This window comes from Streptomyces sp. SA15, from assembly GCF_002291145.1.
Taxonomy (GTDB): Bacteria; Actinomycetota; Actinomycetes; order Streptomycetales; family Streptomycetaceae; genus Streptomyces.
Genome location: NZ_NTGE01000093.1, coordinates 80,830 through 99,678, shown reverse-complemented (window position 1 = coordinate 99,678; position 18,849 = coordinate 80,830). Strand labels below are relative to the sequence as shown.

The 18,849-nt window shown below is 70.5% G+C and carries 14 protein-coding genes; 7 read left to right on the top strand and 7 right to left on the bottom strand.

Translation table 11 applies throughout. The features are described 5' to 3' along the window. Nucleotides 1–212: 212 nt before the first annotated feature. Nucleotides 213–3,254 carry a SpoIIE family protein phosphatase gene (locus CLM62_RS17310; RefSeq protein WP_257003889.1) on the top strand — a complete coding sequence of 1,014 codons (3,042 nt, stop codon included), beginning with the start codon at nucleotides 213–215 and terminating at the stop codon, nucleotides 3,252–3,254. Between the two features lie 144 nt (nucleotides 3,255–3,398). Here the strand turns inward: CLM62_RS17310 and CLM62_RS17305 are convergent, their stop codons facing one another. Then, a complete protein-coding gene (locus CLM62_RS17305; RefSeq protein ID WP_095750775.1) occupies nucleotides 3,399–3,791 on the bottom strand; it encodes a helix-turn-helix transcriptional regulator in 393 nt (130 codons plus the stop codon). A 95-nt stretch (nucleotides 3,792–3,886) separates the two neighbouring features. On the opposite strand from CLM62_RS17305, the gene CLM62_RS17300 reads away from it, so the two are divergent. The 6 genes from CLM62_RS17300 (at nucleotide 3,887) to CLM62_RS17275 (ending at nucleotide 11,497) form a co-directional block, all read left to right on the top strand. Next, nucleotides 3,887–5,857 (top strand): heavy metal translocating P-type ATPase, encoded by a 1,971-nt coding sequence (locus tag CLM62_RS17300; RefSeq protein WP_095750774.1) that lies wholly within the window; start codon nucleotides 3,887–3,889, stop codon nucleotides 5,855–5,857. After that, on the top strand, nucleotides 5,854–6,273 hold the full coding sequence (locus tag CLM62_RS17295; protein ID WP_095750773.1) for a hypothetical protein: 420 nt from the start codon (nucleotides 5,854–5,856) through the stop codon (nucleotides 6,271–6,273). Before CLM62_RS17300 ends, CLM62_RS17295 begins: the two co-directional genes overlap by 4 nt. Before the next feature lie 358 nt (nucleotides 6,274–6,631). After that, a complete protein-coding gene (locus tag CLM62_RS17290; RefSeq protein WP_095750772.1) occupies nucleotides 6,632–8,101 on the top strand; it encodes a Y4yA family PLP-dependent enzyme in 1,470 nt (489 codons plus the stop codon). Then, nucleotides 8,098–9,417, top strand: coding sequence for a pyridoxal-phosphate dependent enzyme (locus CLM62_RS17285; protein ID WP_095750771.1), 1,320 nt, complete (start codon nucleotides 8,098–8,100; stop codon nucleotides 9,415–9,417). The genes CLM62_RS17290 and CLM62_RS17285 overlap by 4 nt, the downstream gene beginning before the upstream one ends. Before the next feature lies 1 nt (nucleotide 9,418). Next, entirely contained in the window at nucleotides 9,419–10,636 is a 1,218-nt protein-coding gene (locus tag CLM62_RS17280; RefSeq protein ID WP_095750770.1) for an aminotransferase class V-fold PLP-dependent enzyme, read from the top strand. A gap of 93 nt (nucleotides 10,637–10,729) precedes the next feature. Further along, nucleotides 10,730–11,497 carry a class I SAM-dependent methyltransferase gene (locus CLM62_RS17275; RefSeq protein WP_095750769.1) on the top strand — a complete coding sequence of 256 codons (768 nt, stop codon included), beginning with the start codon at nucleotides 10,730–10,732 and terminating at the stop codon, nucleotides 11,495–11,497. Nucleotides 11,498–11,624: 127 nt separating this feature from the next. On the opposite strand, the gene CLM62_RS17270 is transcribed toward CLM62_RS17275, so the two are convergent. The 6 genes from CLM62_RS17270 to CLM62_RS17245 all read right to left on the bottom strand — a co-directional run bounded on the left by CLM62_RS17270 (nucleotide 11,625) and on the right by CLM62_RS17245 (nucleotide 18,770). Next, complete coding sequence (locus CLM62_RS17270) at nucleotides 11,625–12,497, bottom strand: anchored repeat-type ABC transporter permease subunit (RefSeq protein WP_095750768.1); 873 nt, start codon at nucleotides 12,495–12,497, stop codon at nucleotides 11,625–11,627. After that, the gene (locus CLM62_RS17265) at nucleotides 12,494–13,237 is read right to left on the bottom strand and encodes an anchored repeat-type ABC transporter ATP-binding subunit (RefSeq protein WP_095750767.1); all 744 of its coding nucleotides are present in this window, start codon (nucleotides 13,235–13,237) and stop codon (nucleotides 12,494–12,496) included. Before CLM62_RS17265 ends, CLM62_RS17270 begins: the two co-directional genes overlap by 4 nt. Beyond that, complete coding sequence (locus tag CLM62_RS17260; RefSeq protein WP_095750766.1) at nucleotides 13,230–14,828, bottom strand: TIGR03773 family transporter-associated surface protein; 1,599 nt, start codon at nucleotides 14,826–14,828, stop codon at nucleotides 13,230–13,232. Before CLM62_RS17260 ends, CLM62_RS17265 begins: the two co-directional genes overlap by 8 nt. Further along, on the bottom strand, nucleotides 14,828–16,357 hold the full coding sequence (locus tag CLM62_RS17255; protein WP_095750765.1) for an anchored repeat ABC transporter, substrate-binding protein: 1,530 nt from the start codon (nucleotides 16,355–16,357) through the stop codon (nucleotides 14,828–14,830). Before CLM62_RS17255 ends, CLM62_RS17260 begins: the two co-directional genes overlap by 1 nt. Before the next feature lie 86 nt (nucleotides 16,358–16,443). Next, entirely contained in the window at nucleotides 16,444–18,129 is a 1,686-nt protein-coding gene (locus tag CLM62_RS17250; protein ID WP_095750764.1) for a choice-of-anchor M domain-containing protein, read from the bottom strand. Then, a complete protein-coding gene (locus tag CLM62_RS17245) occupies nucleotides 18,129–18,770 on the bottom strand; it encodes a choice-of-anchor M domain-containing protein (RefSeq protein WP_179382125.1) in 642 nt (213 codons plus the stop codon). The genes CLM62_RS17250 and CLM62_RS17245 overlap by 1 nt, the downstream gene beginning before the upstream one ends. Between the last annotated feature and the right edge of the window lie 79 nt (nucleotides 18,771–18,849).

Sequence of the window (18,849 nt, the reverse complement as noted above, 5' to 3'; positions counted from 1 at the left end):
CGGATATCACCCTGGCCCGCGACTGCGAGGCTTGCCTTGGATGGGGCACCCTCGTCAGGCCCGACGGGCATGACGAATTGTGCCCGACATGTCAGTACCCAACCCAGCCGCCGCCCTCTGCGACGGCCTCCTCGCAGCGACCAGCGCGATCGGAAGGCTGACCACGCGCTCGCCCGGGCACAGCACCGCGACATCAGCTCGGCTGGTTGCCCATGAGTGGGGTGGTGATTGCCGGCGCGGGCGAATTAGATCCCCAGGGCATCGCACCCGGGCATTCAGAAAAATGTGTAAATTTAGCCCTGCGTGGCGGGACGGTGAGTGTGGTCCATATGGCCCCGAATGAACAGCTCGGTCAGGCTCCGCCGGCAGCGACGGAGGCGCCGGCAGCCGCCAGGATGCGCGTACTCAGGAACATGGGCGACGGGCAGACTCAGGCAGAGGCGCTGCAGCTCGCGCTGCATCACGCGGTGGCCGATCTCGGTGGGCTGGGTGGCATGGTGCACCTGCGCATACCCGGTGACAGGCGCCCGTTGCACCTGGCCGCGACGGGCGGACTGCCCCGAACTTTCGCCCAGGAGTGGGAGACTCTCGGCTGGCAGGATGAGACCGCACCGGTCCGGGCCCTGCGGAACGGCGCGCTCGTGTGGCTGCCTACGACCGACACACAGGCTTGCGCCCTTCCAGCCGACACCGGGATCGTGGCTGTCCCGCTGCTCGCCGTAGAGGGAAGCTCGCTCGGAGTGCTCTCGGTCGTGACCGTGTGTGGAGTTCCCTCGGTCGCGCAGCGGGATTTCCTCGAGGCGCTCGCACGGTGGGTGTGCGAGCGTCTGGCACGTCCAGCTCCCGCCACAGGCAGCCTTGGCCCCGCCTGGTGGAACGCGGAACATCTGGCCGGGCCCCGGCTCCAGCAGGCACGTGAGGCGGTCCGCGTCGGTCGCTGGGACCAGAACCTCCGCACCGGCGACGTGGTCTATGACGAGGCGACGATGACCATACTCGGCATCGACCCGGAGACCTTCGACGGACGGGTCGACACCGTTGTGGGACTCGTCCACCCGGACGACCTGCCGCGCGTTGTGGCCGCGGTGGAGCAGGCCATCCGGCAGCGCGGCGAGTACGCAGCCGAGTACCGGCTGTGCCGGCCGGACGGCACCGTCGTCTGGATAGAGGCCCGCGCCCAGGTCGTCCTCGGCGAGGACGGCGAGCCGACTCACTTTGTGGGCACCGTGTGGGACACGACGCAGAAGCGGGCGGCGCTGGATTCGGTCGCCCATTCCCTGCTGCACATGAGCGACGGTTTCCTCACGGTGGATACCGACTGGCGGATCGAGTTCGTCAACCTCCACGCCGAGCGCCTCCTCGGCCCCTCACAGCAACTGTTCGGCCGCCTACTGTGGGACGTTCCCGTCGCCCGCGTTCCCGATCTGGAGGACCGCTGCCGGCTTGCCGCCGCCGCGGGCGCTCCGACCGGCTTCGATGTCCAGTGGCCGACAAACCGGCGTTGGTACCACCTGCGTCTGGTCCCTTCACCGGACGGTGTGACGGTTTACCTCACCGACGTGACCGAGAAGCGGTTGGCGGACGAGCAGCGTGAGGCAGCACAGCGCGCCGCCGCCCAGCGCACCACGTACATCGGGCGTCTCAACGCGGCACTGGCCGAAGCGGTCACTGTGAGCGACGTCGTGGATACCGTCGCAGAGCGTGTCCTGCCCCTGTTCGGAGCCACCGGCCTGTTTGTGCAGCTCGTGGACGGCGAGAGCCTCCGGGTGGCAGGAAGCGCCGGGTACTCCCAGGAATTCCTGAACAACAGCCCCGCCAGAATCAGCCTGTCCGATCACAGCCCGTTCACCGACGCCGTCCACCACCGCGCCCCGCAGTACCTCATCTCCAGGCGGGAGTTCCGCGAACGCTATCCGCATGTCGCCGACCTCGCGTTCTCGGGAGGGAAGCATGCCTGGGCGTACCTGCCCTTGATCGCCTCCGGTGGTCCCGTCGGTTGCCTGGTCATCTCATTCTCAAAGCCGCGTCGGTTCAGCGAGGAGGATCGGGCCCTGCTGACCGCGCTCAGCGGGCTGGTCGCCCAAGCCCTGGAACGTGCCCGCCTGTACGACGCCGAACACATCCGTGCCCAGGAGTTGCAGCGCGGCCTGCTCCCGCTGGTTCTGCCCTCCCTGCCGGCCGTCACCACGGCGGCCCACTATGTGCCGGCCACCGAGGGGCTGGAGGTCGGCGGCGACTGGTACGACGTCATCCCGCTGTCCGCCGAGCGAGTCGCGCTCGTCATCGGAGACGTCATGGGCCACGGGCTGTCCGAGGCCGCCACCATGGGGCGCCTGCGCACCGCAGTACACACACTGGCCGGACTCGAACTGCCCCCCGACGAGCTGCTCTCCCACCTCAATGACCTGGTCGGCGACCTTGGTGATGACTCCTTCGCCACCTGCCTGTACGCGGTCTACGACCCCACCAACCGCGTTTGTACCATCGTCCGGGCCGGGCACCCCCCACCTGCCCTCGTCCAGCCCGACGGCACCGTCCACTTTCCGCAGCTGCCTCAGAACCCGCCGCTCGGCGCGGCAACGCCGCCCTTCGAAACCGTGGAGCTGACGGTGCCCGAAGGAAGCCTGCTCGTGCTCTACACCGATGGCCTGGTCGAGTCCGCGTTCCGCGACATCGACACCGGCATGGCCCACCTGGCCGACATGCTCACCAACGTCCAGATGTCCGATGGGCGTGACCTGGGCGCCACGATCGCCGACCGGGATGCCGACGGCCGGCGTCTCGACCAGCTGTGCACCGCGCTCGCTTCCACGCTCCTCTCCACCAAGGAGCAGACCAGTGACGACACCGCGGTGCTCGTGGCCCGCACCCACGCTCTGGCCGCTGGGGACGTGGCGTGCTGGGAGCTTCCCGAGGATCCGATCGCCGCAGGCCAGGCCCGCGACCACATACGACATCAGCTCACCGACTGGCATCTGGACGACCTCCTGTGGACCACAGAACTGATAGCCAGCGAGCTCGTCGGCAATGTCATCCGTCACGCGAGAGGTCCCACCCAGCTGCGCCTCATCCGCAGCCGCTCGCTCATCTGCGAGGTCACCGACGGCAGCCTGACCACCCCTCACGTTCGCCGGGCACTCGAGACCGACGAAGGCGGCCGCGGCCTGCAGCTGATCGCCGCACTCTCACAACGCTGGGGGACCCGCTACACCTCCAACGGCAAATGCATCTGGACCGAGCAGCTCCTGCCGTAGTCAATCGGCGATGCCGTGGCCCCAGCGTTGTTCCGGGGCGAGCGCCAAGTCCACCAGCGTCTTGATTCGTTGCAGCACTTCGGTCACCGACATGCACGCGCTCGGCCACGGCCGCGTTCGCGATCGGCGCCGAACGGCGTGCTGTCAGGAGACGGTGACCGGCTCGGATTCTTCGGCAGGGGTGTCGGTGATCCCCAGGTGCAAGTGCTCGATGTGATACAGGGCCTGGTCGAGCAGTCCGGCGACGTGGTTGTCGTGCAGGGCGTAGACGACGGAGCGGCCCCGGCGGGTGCCGGTGACCAGGCCGAGGTTGCGCAGCACGCGCAGCTGATGGGAGCAGGCGGACTGTTCCATGCCGACGGCGTCGGCGAGTTCGGTGGCCGCGCAGGGGCCCTCGCGCAGCCGGGCCAGGATCAGCAGCCGGGAGGGGGTGGCGAGGGCCTGGAGGGTCTCGGCGACCTTCGGCGCGTTCTCCGGCGTCAGCCGGGTGCGCGGGGTGGCGTAGTCGCGCGCGGCGGGTTTCTGTCCGTGGCCCATGGGGCTATCGTACGGGAATGAACGCATGAATAGCTGTTCAGATGTTCCTGTACGGTGGAAGGGTCGGAAACCCCGTCCCCCGTCGAAGGCTTGTGATGACTTCCACGCTGACCGCCCCCGCGCCACCGGAGCACCGCACCGCCGGTCCGCCACCGCGTCGGCGCACCCGGATCCTGGCGCTGCCCGAGGCCCGCTGGGCGACGGCGGCCCTGGTCCTGTTCCTGATCGCGCTGCCGCTGCACCTGCTCGGCGCCCCGGTGTGGCTGTGGGGGCCGCTTTATGCGGCCGTCTACGTCACCGGCGGCTGGGAGCCGGGCTGGGAGGGCCTGAAGGCCCTGAAGGACAAGACGCTGGACGTCGACCTGCTGATGGTGGTCGCCGCGCTCGGTGCCGCCGCCATCGGCCAGGTCCTGGACGGCGCGCTGCTGATCGTCATCTTCGCCACCTCCGGCGCCCTGGAGGCGGTGGCGACCGCCCGGACCGCGGACTCGGTGCGCGGCCTGCTCGACCTCGCACCCTCCACCGCGACCCGGCTGCTGCCCGACGGCAGCGAGGAGAGCGTGCCGGCCGAACAGCTGGCGGTCGGGGACACGATCCTGGTCCGGCCCGGTGAGCGGGTCGGCGCGGACGGCCGGGTCGTATCCGGCGCGAGCGAGGTGGACCAGGCCACCATCACCGGCGAGCCGCTGCCGGTGACGAAGGAGGCGGGCGACGAGGTGTTCGCGGGCACGGTCAACGGCACCGGCGCCCTGCGGGTGCGGGTCGAGCGGGATCCGTCGGACTCGGTGATCGCCCGGATCGTGAAGATGGTCGAGGAAGCCTCCGAGACCAAGGCGCCGACCCAGCTGTTCATCGAGAAGATCGAGCAGCGCTACTCGGTCGGCATGGTCGCCGCCACCCTGGCGGTCTTCGCCGTCCCGCTGCTCTTCGGCGACGACCTGCAGTCGGCGCTGCTGCGTGCGATGACCTTCATGATCGTGGCGTCGCCGTGCGCGGTGGTGCTGTCCACGATGCCGCCGCTGCTGTCGGCCATCGCCAACGCCGGCCGCCACGGCGTGCTCGCCAAGTCCGCCGTCGCCATGGAACGCCTCGGCCAGATCGACACCGTCGCCCTGGACAAGACCGGCACCCTCACCGAGGGCACCCCGCGCGTCACCGACATCCGGCCGCTGACCGGCAGCGGCCTGAGTGAGGACGCGGTGCTGGCCCTGGCGGCCGCCGCCGAACACCCCAGCGAGCACCCGCTGGCCCGCGCCGTCGTCGACGCCGCCCGCGAACGCCGGCTCGCACTCGCCGACGCGGACGGCTTCACCTCCACGCCAGGACAGGGCGTCACCGCCACCGTCGAGGGCCACACCGTCCAGGTCGGCTCCCCGGACCGGCTCCTGACCGCCGACGCGGGCCGGGTCCACGCCGTCGTCCAAGGGCTGGAGGACGCCGGGCGCACCACAGTGGTGGTCCTGGTCGACGGGGAAGCAGCCGGGGTGCTGGGTCTCACCGACCGGCTGCGGCCCGACGCCGCCGCCACCATCGCCGCGCTCACCGCCCTGACCGGCCGCGCCCCGACCTTGCTGACCGGCGACAACGAACGCGCCGCGCGGCATCTGGCCGCCGAGGTCGGCATCACCGACGTCCGCGCCGGTCTGCTGCCCGAGGACAAGGTGGCCGCCGTCCGCGCGTGGGAGCGGGAAGGCCGCCGGGTTCTGGTCGTCGGTGACGGCGTGAACGACGCCCCGGCCCTGGCCGCCGCGCACACCGGCATCGCCATGGGCAAGGCCGGTTCCGACCTAGCCCTGGAGACCGCCGACGCCGTCGTGGTCCGCGACGAACTCGCCACCATCCCCACCGTCGTACGGCTGTCCCGCACCGCCCGGCGCCTGGTGACCCAGAACCTCGTCATCGCCGGGGCGTTCATCGCCGTACTGGTCGCCTGGGACCTGATCGGTACGCTGCCGCTGCCGCTCGGCGTCGCAGGCCACGAGGGCTCCACCGTCATCGTCGGCCTCAACGGCCTGCGCCTGCTGCGCGAGGCCGCCTGGGCCAACCCCGGGAAGGACACCGCGTGAGCAAGCGCTCCCGCCGTACTGCCGCTGCCGCCCCCGCCGACGGGGCAGGGGCGGAGCGGTGCACGGTCACCGTGTGCCGGGGGTGCTGCTGCGGCACGCCGAAGATCCCCGGCCTCGACCACGCGGCTCAGCTGCGCGGCCTGCGCCAGGCACTCGACGGCACCGCGACCGTCCGCGTCACCGACTGCCTCGACGCCTGCGAACACGCCAACGTCGTCGTCGTGCAGCCCTCGCCCGCCGGCCGCGTGGCGGGTGGCCGGCCCGTGTGGCTAGGCCTGGTCAACGACACCGACGCCACCGCCGACATCACCACCTGGATCAAACAGGGCGGACCCGGCCTCGCCGACCCGCCCGGCATCCTCGACCTGTACGGCTTCACGCCGTCCCGGCGCGTGCGGGGACAGGTGGAGAGCTGATCCAAGCCCTCCGCGTGGCCGGTGTCACACCAAGGCGCCGTGTTTCGCGCGGGTCCGGTCCTCGCGGTCGGCCGACTGCCAGTGCAGACCGCGGATGCCAGGTTCCGGCGGAGCCTCACTGACGCCCGGCCCCTCTGGCCGGCCGCCGAGGGGACACAACCCCGCCGGACGCCCGCATCAGGACGCCGTCGAAAGACACGGTGGCCTCGGCGTTACCCCGTCCATTGTGGTACGACACCGGCGCCTCGGGGCGTAAGAGAGCGCAGGTGAGGGAAAGGTGCTATACGGCGAACCGCGGGACGAAGTGTCGGCCGCGCTCGGCATGCCGGACCTTGGCGTTCTCAGGAAAGGGACACGCATGGGCAGGCCCCTGTATCTGGAACCCCGACTCGGTCCCCGGTTGCAATCCCTGCTGCGGTCCCCCGACTTACTGCACATGCTCACCCACGCGCTGGGATCACCGCTCAACGTGCTGGTGCCTGACCAGATCGCCGAGAATCTCGAGCGGTTCCGGTCTGTGTACCGCAAGCACCACCTGTCCGGCCAGGTGTTCTTCGCCCACAAGGCCAACCGGTCAAGTGCCCTGGTGCGACGGCTCGCCGCGACGGACGCGGGTGTGGACGTGGCGTCGCTGGGCGAACTGCGGCACGCGCTCGGCTCCGGTTTCGTGTCCGACCGGATTCTGGCCACCGGGCCCAAGAACCCGGAGTTCCTGTGGCTGGCCGCCCGCGCCGGGGTCACCGTCAGCGTCGACTCGGTCGGCGAACTGGACCAACTCGCCGGCCTTGTCCGCAAGCACGCCCTCCCCAAGGCCCGCGTCCTGCTGCGGCTGTCGGGGTTCGAGGCATCCGGCGTGAGGGTGCTGAGCCGACGCAGCCGCTTCGGCACGCCCGTACGCGACCTCGACACGCTGCTGGAGACGGCCGAACGGCACAGTGACACCGTCGAACTGCACGGCGTGGCCTACCACTTGGACACCACCAGTCTCACCGAGAAGGCAACGGCCCTTGAGGGCTGTCTCAGGCTTCTGGAAGAGTGCCGGAGCCGGGGGCTGCGTCCGCGGGCCGTGGACGTCGGTGGCGGATTCGGCGTCAACTACCTCGCCCACTCCGAGCAGTGGGAGCGGTACACGACGGAACTCACGGGCGCCGTCCTGGGCAGGCGCCCGCCCCTGACCTGGCAGGGGCACGGTTACGGGCTGCGCAACGAGGCCGGCACACTGCGGGGAACGCTGGGGCTGTACCCGGCTCACCGGCCGGTCGCCGGCGAGCGGTACCTCGACGAACTGCTGGCGCACCCCGCCGCCTCGCTGGGCGGCCGACCACTCGCCACGCTCCTGCTGGAGCATCTGTACGACCTGCATGTCGAACCCGGGCGGGCCCTGGTGGACCAGTGCGGGATCACGCTGGCGACGGTCCTGGAGGTACGCGATTCCGGCGCCGGTGGTGACCTGTCGGTACGGCTGGCGCTGAAGGCCGAAGACGTGGCCCTCGAAGAGCACGGGGTGCTGATGGACCCCGTCGTCATCCCCAAGAACGGCACCGGAGTCCCCGCCGACGCGGAACCCGTGGGTGTCCATCTCTTCGGCAGTCTCTGTCTGGAGACCGACATGATCACCCGGCGCACGGTCTTCCTTCCGCGCCGGCCGGAGCCGGGCGATCTGATGGCCTTCGCGAACACCGCCGGATACGCCATGGACTTCCACGCCGGCCAGGCACAACACCAGCCCGTCGCCCGCAAGGTCGCCGCCTGGCAGGACGGCGGCTCATGGCGTTGGAGCCTCGACGAACAGTACTGGCCGACGACGCCCTCAGGGGGACATGAGTGAGGTACGACAGCATCACCGAGGTCATAGGCAACACCCCTCTCGTGCGCATCGACCCGACCGTCACCGGGCTGCGGAACATCGACCTGTTCGCCAAACTGGAGATGCTCAACCCCTTCGGCTCGGTGAAGGACCGGGCCGCCTGGAACATGGCGCGCCCCCACCTCGCCGATGCGGCCGAGCACGCAAGCCAGATCGTCGAACTCTCCAGCGGCAACACGGCCAAGGCGCTGGCCGTCATCGCCGGGATGCACGGCCTGACGTTCAAGAGCGTCACCAACCGCATGCGGGTGCCGGAGATCAAGGACCTGCTCCTGCTGCTGGGCGCGGAGATCGAGGAGCTGCCAGGACAGAGCGAATGCCTCGACCCGACCGACACCGACGACCCGCTCACCCTCTTCCACCGCACCCTCGCCGATTCCGGCGACGCCTATCTGCACACCGACCAGTACTTCAACCCCCGTAACACGGAAGCCCATCTGACCGGCACCGGCCCGGAGATCGTCAAGGACCTGGACGGCCGGGCCCCGGACTGGTTCATCGCCTGCGTGGGCACGGCCGGCTCCTCCACCGGCGTGGCCAGGGTGCTGCGTGAGCAGGACCCACGGGTACGGGTCGTCGGGCTGGTCGGAGGCAAGTCCGACTTCATCCCGGGCATCCGCACCATCGACGAGGTCCACGAAGTCGGACTGTTCGACCCGGACACGTACGACACGATGGAGACAGTGAGCGCCGACGAGGCCATCGACGGCATGCTCACCCTGGTCCGCCGCTGCGGGATGCTGGCCGGACCCACCGGCGGGGCCGCCTACTTCGGGGCGGTCCGCCACCTGCGCGAGGTGGACGCTCAGCTCACCGAGCGTCGGACAGCCGTCTTCATCGTCTGCGACCGCGTCGAGAGCTACCTGAGCTACGTCCGGCAGCGGCGGCCCGACCTGCTGGGCCGGCCCCGACGGAAGAACTCGGTGACCGACCTGTCCGCCTCCGAAGTGCGCGCCGCCCCGGCCATCGGGGTGGCGGACGCCCAGCGGTGGATCGCCGCCGACGGGCCGCTCGTGGTCGACCTGCGCAGCCCGTTCGCGTACGCGGCACTGCATATCGACGGGTCGGTGAACATCGTCGACGAGCTGTTCGACGAACTCCTGCGGGGCGGCCTGCCCTTCAGCCGGAGCCGGCCGGTGCTGCTGGCCTGTCCGGTGGGCGAGAAGTCCGCACAGTACGCGGCACTGCTGACCCGCATGGGACATCCGGACGTCCGCAGCCTCGCCGGCGGCATCGTCGCCTGGCGCGATGCGGGCGCGCCCCTGGTACGGGACTGACATGACCGTCACCCCTGCCCGGGGCAAAGGCATGGCCTTCCCTGAGGACCTGCGCGACTGGCAGCGAGAACTGCGCGCCCAGTTCCCGATCATCACGGCCCATCCGGAGCTGGCCTACCTGGACAGCGCGGCCACCGCCCAGAAGCCACAAGCCGTGCTGGACGAGGCCCAGACCTACCTCACCACCGCCAACGCCAACGCCGGCCGCGGCACCTACACCTGGGCCAACCGCACCACGGAACTCGTGGAGCGAACCCGGGACCGCGTCAAGCAGTTCCTGGCCGACCCGGCACCGGAACGCTCCGCCGTCCACTTCACCAGCGGCACGACCGAGGGCCTGCGCACGATCGCGCGCGACTGGCTGGCCTCGTACCTCACCGACGGCGACGAGATCGTCGTCCCCGTCGCCGACCACCAGGCGAACATCGCACCCTGGCTGGAGACCCAGCAGCTCCTGGCCGGTCAGGGGGTGCGCGTCCACGTCCGTCGGATGCCGTACCAGCCCGGTTCCCACGACTACGACCACAACGCGCTGGCGGCGCAGGCGGGCTCTCGGACCCGGTTCGTCGCCACCACCCATGTGCACCACGTCTACGGCGGGAACATGAACGTCCACCGCATCCGCCAGGCGGCCGGCCCGGACGCGGTCATCTGCCTCGACGCCGCCCAGAGCATCGGCCATCTGCCGGTGTGCGTGGCCGACCTGGACGTCGACTTCGTCGTCTTCTCCGGACACAAGGCCCTGGCCCTGCCCGGCTCCGGAGCGGTCTGGGCCCGTCAGACGCGCGGACCGGCCTTCACGCCCGGCGGGTGGAACGGCACCCCGAACACCGCCGGCATCGCCTCCCTGGCCGCCGCGCTCGACTGGCTGGAGGCCGCCGGCACCGACCGGATCGAGCGCTGGACCGTGGCCCTCGCGGCCCGGCTCACCGAAGGGCTGCGCCACCTGGCCGCCTACGAGATCCTCGGCTGCCACCTCAGCCTGGCCGCCGATTCGCCGGTCCAGCGGCGACAGGGCATCGTCACCTTCCGGCACCGCGACATCGACTCCGGTGACCTGGGCTTCATCCTCTTCAGCCACGGCTTCATGGTCCGCTCGGACAACCACTGCCAGGGCAGCGCGGGCGAGACGACCGGCTCGGTGCGCGTCAGCCTGCACCTCTACAACACTCCTGAGGAAATCGACCGGTTGTTGTCCGTACTCGCCTCCCTTCAGTGACACCGCACCCATGTGTGAATGGGAACCGTTTTCAGCTGTAGGGTGCTGAGGAGTTCCGGAAGACAGGTGCGAACGGCGAGGTGGCGCGACCGGATGGGGCTGAGCATGGCGACGGCCGAGCTGTGGGTGGAACGCTGGGAACGCCAGCAGCAGCGGTACGCCGTCGGCCGCGAGGAGCGGTTCACGGTCGTCGCCGATGTGGTCGAGCACATCACGGCCGACAGGACGGGCACCCCCCTCGTACTCGACCTCGGCTGCGGTCCCGGCTCTCTGGCGGCACGGCTGGCCCGTCGGCTGCCGGACGCGGAGATCGTGGCCGTGGACATGGACCCCCTGCTGCTGGAGCTGGCCCGCACCCATCACGGTGCCGCCGCCCGTTACGTCGAGGCAGTCGTCGGCGAGACCGGCTGGATCCAGGCTCTGGGCCTGGACCGCCCGCTCGACGCGGTGGTCTCCACGACCGCGCTGCACTACCTCCCCCCGGACGCCCTCAAGCACACGTACCGGCAACTCGCCGCGCTGCTGCGTCCCGGCGGCGTCCTCGTCAACGGCGACCATCTCCCGCCGGAGGGCAGTCCCAAGGCCGCCGAGATCGTCACCCACGTCGGACGATGCCGGGCTGAGCGGCAGCAGGCATTCGCCCACGAGGACTGGGAATCCTGGTGGGCGGCCGTGGCCGACGACCCCGAGCTGGCGGACCTCCTAGCCGAACGCCGCCGCAAACAGCCGCGGAACGGCACGGGCGGAGAAACCGGGCTGCCCCTGTCCGCGCATGTACGGCTGCTGCGGCAGGCAGGTTTCACGCATGCCGGTCCGGTCTGGCAGTACGGCAACAGTTATGTGGTGGTGGCGACCCGCTAGGCGGCGCACCGTACACGGCACTCCCGCCCGGTGAACGCGACGGCCGGCCTCACGGGCAGCCTGCCCGCGAGACCGCCGCCACGCCACCGCGCCCATCGCCGTGGTGCATGGGCCGGCCGTCGGAGTGTCAACGTCCGGCGGATACGAGGGCGGCCCCGTCCGGGCGCCGGATGCGCTTCGCGATCAGGCCGTGGCGGGGTGCCAGGCACCAGGTGAGGACGAACAGGCCGGTGAGGACCACGACCACCGAGCCGCCCGCGGCCAGGTCGTAGGTGTACGAGACGTACAGGCCCGCCACGCTGCCCGCACAGCCGATGAGCGACGCCAGCAAGGTCATCGCCCACAGCCGTTCGGTGAGCATGCGGGCGGCGGCCGCGGGGGTGATGAGCAGGGCGAGGACGAGGATGTTGCCGACCGCCTCCAGGGACATCACGATCGTCGTGGTCACGACGACGTAGAGGGCCAGGTCGAGGCGGAACACCGGCAGGCCCGCGGCACGTGCCGCCTCCCGGTCCAGGCTGACGGCGACCAGTTCCTTGCCGATCGCGAGTACGACGAGCACGAGTACGGCCCCGATGGCTGCCACGGTCCACACGTCCGCCGCGCTGACCGCCAGCACCTGCCCGAACAGGAAGGACGACAGGTCGGTCGTCCAGCTGTCGCGCGTGGACACCAGCACGATGCCGAGTCCGAAGGCGAAGGCGAAGAAGACACCGATGACGGTGTCCTCCTTCAGCCGCCGGTTCTGGGAGACGAAGGCGATCAACACGGCCGTCGTGATGCCGGCCGCGGCGCCGCCGAGGAGCAGGTTGCCCTCGAAGGCGTAGGCGAGCGCGACGCCCGGGAAGGCCGAGTGGGCGACCGCGTCGCCGATGAACGCCATGCCGCGCAGCACGACGTACACGCCCACCACTCCGCACACCAGGCCGATGACCGCGGCGACGGCGAACGCCCGCTGCATGAAGGGAAGTTGCCAGGGATCCGTGAGGAACTCGATCACGCTACGGCTCCGATCGCGCGGTCCAGGCCGAACGCCCGCAGCATCTGGTCGGGGTCGGCGAGGAGTTCGGGGCCGCCCTCGGCGACGACCGTGCGGTTGATCAGCGCCACCCGGTGGCAGGTGCGGGCGGCGGCCGCCAGGTCGTGGGTGGTCATCAGCAGCGCCCTGCCTTCCGCGGCCAGCCGGCCGAACAGCTCGTTCAACAACTCCTGGGTGGGTACGTCGACTCCGGTGAACGGCTCGTCGAGGAGCAGGATGCGCGGCCCGGCGGCCAGGGCGCGGGCCACCAGGACCCGCTGCCGCTGGCCGCCGGACAGCTCACCGACGGGGCGGCGGCGCAGTTCGGTGAGCCCGGTCAGCTCCAGCGCCTCGTCCACCGCCGCCCGGTCCGCCGCGCCCGGGCGGCGCAGCCAGCCCATCTGCCGGGTGCGGCCGGTGAGGACCGCGCCCGCGATGTCGATGGGGAAGTCCCACGCGAACTCATGCCGTTGGGGCACGTACCCGATGCGCTGCCCGGCCCTGCGCCCGGTCCGTCCCTCGACGGCCACCTCTCCCCCGGCCAGCGGCACCAGCCCGAGGACGGCCCGCAGCAGAGTCGTCTTGCCGGCGCCGTTCGGCCCGATGAGCCCGACCAACTCGCCCGAGTCGACGGTCAGGTCGGCCTTCTCCAGGGCCGTCCTGCCGCCAAGGACGACGGTCGCGCCGGTGACCCGCAGCAGCGGGTACGGTCTGTCAGCCACGTGCGGTCCTCCTTCGCCGGGCGGCGAGGAAGGACGCGGCGCCCACAGCGGTGAGGGCGGCCGCGGCCGAGCCCAGGAGTACGGCCTGACCGGCGCCGGTGGAGGCCATCGTGCCGTCGCTGGAGTCGTCGGCGGAAGAGCCGCCCGTGGAGCCGGAGTCGGACGCGGAACCTGCCGTGTCCGAGGAATCCGAGGAACCCGAGGAAGAGGTACCGGACGACCCGGCGGTCCCGGAGGTGCCCTTGCCGGAGCCGTCGCCCGGCGTCACCTTGCCGGGGTCGGTGTCGCCGACCGCGAACGTCACCGTCTCCGTGTCGGAGACCTTCGTACCGTTCGCCAGCGTGCCGCTCATCTTGAAGGTCAGCCGGTACGTCCCTTCCTCGGTGAACGCCCATCCGCCGTGCGCGTGCGTGTCGGCGGGCACGTCGAAGGAGTCCGGCACCCCGTCCTTGCTGTTGAACAGGACGTTCGCGCCCGACATCGCGTCGTACGTGTAGAGCGCGTAGGTACCCGGACCCTCGACTGCCGTGAGCGAGAACTCCACACCCCCCTTGGTCGCCCCGGCCTCGATGTTGTCCGTGGACCAGCCGGGCCACAGCAGCCCCTCCTGCTGCACCTGGTCCAGCAGCCACACCGGGTCGCCGCCCTTTCCGAGGAACGCGAACTCGTCGCCCGCAGGCAGGGTGTTCTTGGCCGCGGGCTTGACGTGCAGGACCACGGAGGAGGGCTCGCGCCAGGTCGTCTTCCCCGAGACCGTGCCGTCCTTGATGTTGATCTGCAGCTTTTCGCCGACGACACGGGCGGCGAAGTCGACGTGGCCCTCGTCGAGGACCTTCTTGTCGGAGACGACGTCGGTGGCGGCCGTGGCGGCGACCAGGGCGGTGCGCCGCTGGGCCTCGACCGCCTCCGTCACGGCCTTCCCGGCCGCCGTCGGAGTCCGCACCTCCTCGGCTGCGTCCTCGGCAGGTGCCTCCCCGGCGACCGGCTGCTCCGGGGCCGTGTCCTTCCCGTCCGCCGTGTCCTTCCCGTCCGCCGTGTCCCCGACCACCACCGTGTACACGGTCCCGACCGACAGATCCCGCCCGTCAGCCGCCGTGGCCTGTGCGGAGAAGATGACCTGGTACGTGCCGTCCTCGCTGAACTCCCAGCGCGTCTTGCCCTCTTGACCCACCGGGAGCTCGTGCTCGTCCGGCAGGTTGTCCGCGCTGTCGAACAGCAGCGCGTCCTCGGCGGCGTCGCCTCCCTCCTTGTCCTCGTCCTCGGCCGAGTACACCTTCAGGTCGCCCGGCCCGTCGAGCCCGGTCAGCGACCACCGAACGGTGTCCCCAGCCACCGTGCCCTCAGGTACGCCGGTCGTGTCCCACCCGGGCGCCGAGGCGTCTGCCACGTCCGCGTCGTCGACGTCGATCACATGGGCGCGGTCCGCTGGATCCAGGGTCAACGCCCCGTCCGCATAAGCGATCCGCCCGAGTCCGGGTCCCACCGTACGTGCCGTGCTGTCGTCCGCGACGGCGACCCCGCCTCCCGCCAGTCCCACCGGTGTGGCCGCGAGGACCACCGCCACAGCGACCCGCTGAACTCTCCGCCTCATCAGGCGTCCTCCCCCAGGCACTTGGCGAGCTCGGTCGCGTTGTGCCGCATCATCGATACGTAGTCGTCGACCTTGTCGTCGAACGAGTCGCCGTAGATCGTGCAGATCCCGACCCCCTCGTCCTCGGCGACCCTGCGCAGCACGTCGGCGCGCGCCGCGAGGTTCGGCTCCAGGAACACGGACGGGACCTTCTTCTCCCGGATGGTGTTGCCGAGTTCCTCGACCTCGGCCGCGCTCGGTTCCTGGTTGGGCACGGGCACGACGAAGCCCGCGATCTCCATGCCGTACGCCTTCGCGAGGTAGCCGAAGGCGTCGTGTGTGGTGATCAGCTTCCGGTTCTTCTCCGGCACGGTGGCCAGCTTCCGCGCGACCTCCTCGTCGAGGGCGCCGAGCGTCTTCAGATACGCGGCCGCGTTCTTCTCGTACGTCGCTTTCCCGTCCGGATCAGCCTTGATCAGCTCGGTCTCGATCCGTCGCACGTACGCCTCGGCGTTGGAGACGTCCGCCCAGGCGTGCGGGTCCAAGTCGCCGTGCACGTGTTTGCCGATCACGGCCTGCGGCAGCACCCACAGCTCGTCGCCCGCCGCGCCGAGGAAGGAATACGGCTCCTCCTTCGGTACGGCCGCCTTGGCCCGGTCGGGCACGTTGAGCACCACGTCCTCGGCCCCGAGCCGCGCCGGCTCGCCGCTCTTGTCGTCGTCCGCGCGGACGTACACCTTCCCCGTCTCGGCGTTGAGGGCAACGTCTGCGTGGCCGCCGTCGAGCACGCGCGCTCCCTCGGGTGCCTCGGCGTCGTCGCCGACGGTGAAGGTGAAGGTGCCGCTGCCGATCTCCTCGCTCTTCCCGTCGAGGGTCTCGGTCCGTCCCTCGACGGTCAGCCGGTACGTACCGGGCTTGCTTAACGCCCAGTTGACGTGGGTGTGCGCCTCGGGCGGCAGGGTGAAGGAGTCGGCGTCGTCGAGGCCGTCGGCGGAGTCGATGTACACCTTGGGCTTGCCGAGCGTGTCGGTGAGATACACGCGCAGCTCGCCGGGTCCCTCCAGCTTCTTGGCCGTCGTACGGACTTGGGAGCCGTCTCCCGCGACCTCGCCCTCGACGGCCCAGCCGAGCCACAGCACGTCGAGCCCGAGGTCCTCCTCCAGCTCCATGACCGTGCCGCCGTACTCCTCCAGCTTCTCGGCGACCTCGATCTTCGGCGCCGACTTCTGGGCGTTGGTATGGACCATCTTCATGATCCCGGGCTCTTCGAGCAGCAGCCCGTTGCTGAACACGACGTCGGCCTTGGCGACCTTGGCCGCGTCTCCGGGGCTGGGCTCGTAGGAGTGCGGGTCGCCGTGGTGCGGCACGATCGAGGTGACGTCGACGCGGTCACCGCCGACCTGCTCGACGAGGTCGGCGATGATCGCGGTGGTCGTCGACACCGTCAACTCGGCATCGGCTGAACCGGCTTGCAGCCCGCTGCACCCGGACAGTAACGCGCTCGCCGCGATCAGCGCGGCGGTGGTGGTGCGTCTGGGGTGGCCCCGCATGGGGCTCCTCCTTCTCTCGAACACGACAATGCCGCGTACGACGGACCGGGTGGCTGCCAGGCGCCGGTCCGTCGTACGCGGAGCTTTCACTGGGCGGTACGGCGACGTCGCACGAAGAACACCGCACCGCCGCCCACCAGCAGGGCGACCACGGCGATGCCCGCGATCACGCCGACCTGCGCGCCCGTGGAGGCCAGGCCGCCGGTCGTCGAGGTTCCGCTGCTGCCGCTACCGCCGGTCGACGAACTTCCGCCGGCTCCGGAAGAGCCGGAACCCGGGGCCGTCGCCGAAGCCGAGGCGCTCGGCGAGTCGGACGGGGACACGGAAGCGGTCGGCGTCTCCGAGGCCGACTCCGACGGGCCGGCCGTCGGTGTCGCCGTCGGCTCGTCCCCCGCACCCGGCCTCACGGTCGACGGGTCCACGTCGTCCCCGACCACCCACGCGATGGTCTCCGTGTCACTGACCTTCGTGCCGTCGGCGAGTGTGGCGCTGACGGTGAAGGTGGTGCGGTATACGCCCTCGGCGGCGAAGGTCCACACGGTATGACGGTGGGTCGGCACGGACAGGTCGAAGCTGTCCGGCAGCCCGTCGGAGCTGTCGGCCTGCATGATCACCTTGCCGAGCGAGTCCTCGCCGAAGATGTGCAACGCGCCCGGTCCCTGAAGGGCATCGAGCCGGAAGGCCACACGGCCGTCGATCTCGGAGCTCTTGAACTGGTCGGTGCTCCAGCCGGGCCAGATGAGACCGTCGAGCTGCTGGATCGGCAGCCACCACACGGGGCCGCCCACAGGCCCCAAGAACTCATACCCCTCAGTGATCTTCCGCCTGGCCGCGGGCTTCACATGCAGCACGACCTCGTCGGGCTGATACCACTCGTGGTCGAGGGCCGTGCCCTCCTTGATCTGGAACTGCAGCGATCCGTCCACCGGGCGCGCGGCCAGATCGAGGTGGCCGTTGTCGATGACATACGCGGACGGTGCGGTGGGCGTGGGCGTCGGGCTCGTCGAGGGCGAGGTGCTCGAGGACGGCGGGGACGTCGAGGGCGTCGGGGGCGTCGGGGTGGAGCCGTCGCCCGGCATTACGTCGTTCGGGTCGATGTCGTCACCGACGACCACGGCCAGCGTCTCGGTGTCGGTGGAACCGCCGCTGGTCACCGCGAACGTCAGCCGGTAGACGCCCTCCGCGGTGAACTGCCAGATCGGCAGCAGCCGTTCCTCGTCGCCGGGCAGCGTGAAGGTGCGCTGAACGGACGCGACGCTGCCCAGGTACGGGATCGCCGGAGCGTCCGCGTTGTCCATCTCGGGGGTGTACGTGGCCATACCGAAGTCCCCGGGCCCGTCGTATCCGGACAGCGTGACCTCGGTGTCGCCCCCCGCCGCGGAGCCGTTCCAGCCCGGCTGCGGCGCGAAGATGTTCTCCGCCTCCCAGCCGTTGAGCTGCCAGGAAGTGTCCGTGGTCGTCATGCCGAGCACGGTGGCCACCGGGTCCAGGGTGGACTGCAGGGACGACTGCACCACGTGCAGCACCACATCGGAGGGCTCCCGCACGGCCGTCGTGCCGCTGCTCCGGTCGTCGATCTGCAACTCCAGCTTCCCGTCGACCAGTCGGGGCGTGACATCGAACTCGCCCTCGTCGAGCACGACGGCACCGCCGGCGGCACGGGCAGGCCCGCCGCCGGCGGCGGCCAGCCCTGCCGCGCCCAGGAGCACCGCGGTCGCCGTGGTGAGAGCCGCGGCTGTGAAGGCGCGTCTGTCGCGCGTCAGGGCCCGCATCACGAGCTGACGACGACCGTGTAGGTCGCGGTGGCCTGCTCTGTCACACCGCTTACCGTGCCCTGGACCCTGAAGGTCAGCTGGTAGGTACCGGCCTCCTCGAAGGCCCAGTTGGCGTGGTTGTGGGTGCCGACTCCGAAGGTCCTGGACTTGAAGGAGGTGGTGGCGGTGTTGCTGTCGTACCAGCGGGTGCTGCCCGCGTAGACGCTGAAGTCCTCGGTGGCGGCTCCGTTGCGGGTGGCGCTGACCAGCCGGTAGGTGACCGTGTTGTTGGCGAAGACACCCGTGGCGAGGTGCTCGGTGGAGATGCCCGGGAACAGAACGCCCCGGGAGTCCGCGACGAGTTCGTCGTCGGGGAGCAGCCACACCTGGCTGCCCGTTCCCAGCCAGCCGTGGCCGGGGTTGGCGACCCTGGCGGCCGCCGGCACCGCCAGCGTCACGTCCGCCGGCTCGTACTCGGTGCCGGTCTCCTCGTCATGGACGTGCAGATGCAGATCGGCGCCGTCCCACTCGGCGTCGAGGACGTCGACGTGGCCGCTGCTGAGCGTGGTGGCGGCGAAGGCCGACGTGTTGAGACCGGCCGTGGCGAGCGCGGCGGCGGCGATGCCGGTGACGGTCAGCAGGCGTCTGTGGGTACGCAAAGGAAACCCCCCTGGGTCATGTTCATGCCCGCTCGGGCATGACAAGACGATAATCGTTTTCATAAACGCTTGGCAATGA

Coding starts and splice junctions, on each gene's coding strand:
- CLM62_RS17255 (WP_095750765.1), bottom strand. CDS start 16,357: ATGCGGGGCCACCCCAGACGCACCACCACCGCCGCGCTGATCGCGGCG.
- CLM62_RS17275 (WP_095750769.1), top strand. CDS start 10,730: ATGGGGCTGAGCATGGCGACGGCCGAGCTGTGGGTGGAACGCTGGGAA.
- CLM62_RS17300 (WP_095750774.1), top strand. CDS start 3,887: ATGACTTCCACGCTGACCGCCCCCGCGCCACCGGAGCACCGCACCGCC.
- CLM62_RS17305 (WP_095750775.1), bottom strand. CDS start 3,791: ATGGGCCACGGACAGAAACCCGCCGCGCGCGACTACGCCACCCCGCGC.
- CLM62_RS17310 (WP_257003889.1), top strand. CDS start 213: ATGAGTGGGGTGGTGATTGCCGGCGCGGGCGAATTAGATCCCCAGGGC.
- CLM62_RS17260 (WP_095750766.1), bottom strand. CDS start 14,828: ATGAGGCGGAGAGTTCAGCGGGTCGCTGTGGCGGTGGTCCTCGCGGCC.
- CLM62_RS17250 (WP_095750764.1), bottom strand. CDS start 18,129: ATGCGGGCCCTGACGCGCGACAGACGCGCCTTCACAGCCGCGGCTCTC.
- CLM62_RS17290 (WP_095750772.1), top strand. CDS start 6,632: ATGGGCAGGCCCCTGTATCTGGAACCCCGACTCGGTCCCCGGTTGCAA.
- CLM62_RS17280 (WP_095750770.1), top strand. CDS start 9,419: ATGACCGTCACCCCTGCCCGGGGCAAAGGCATGGCCTTCCCTGAGGAC.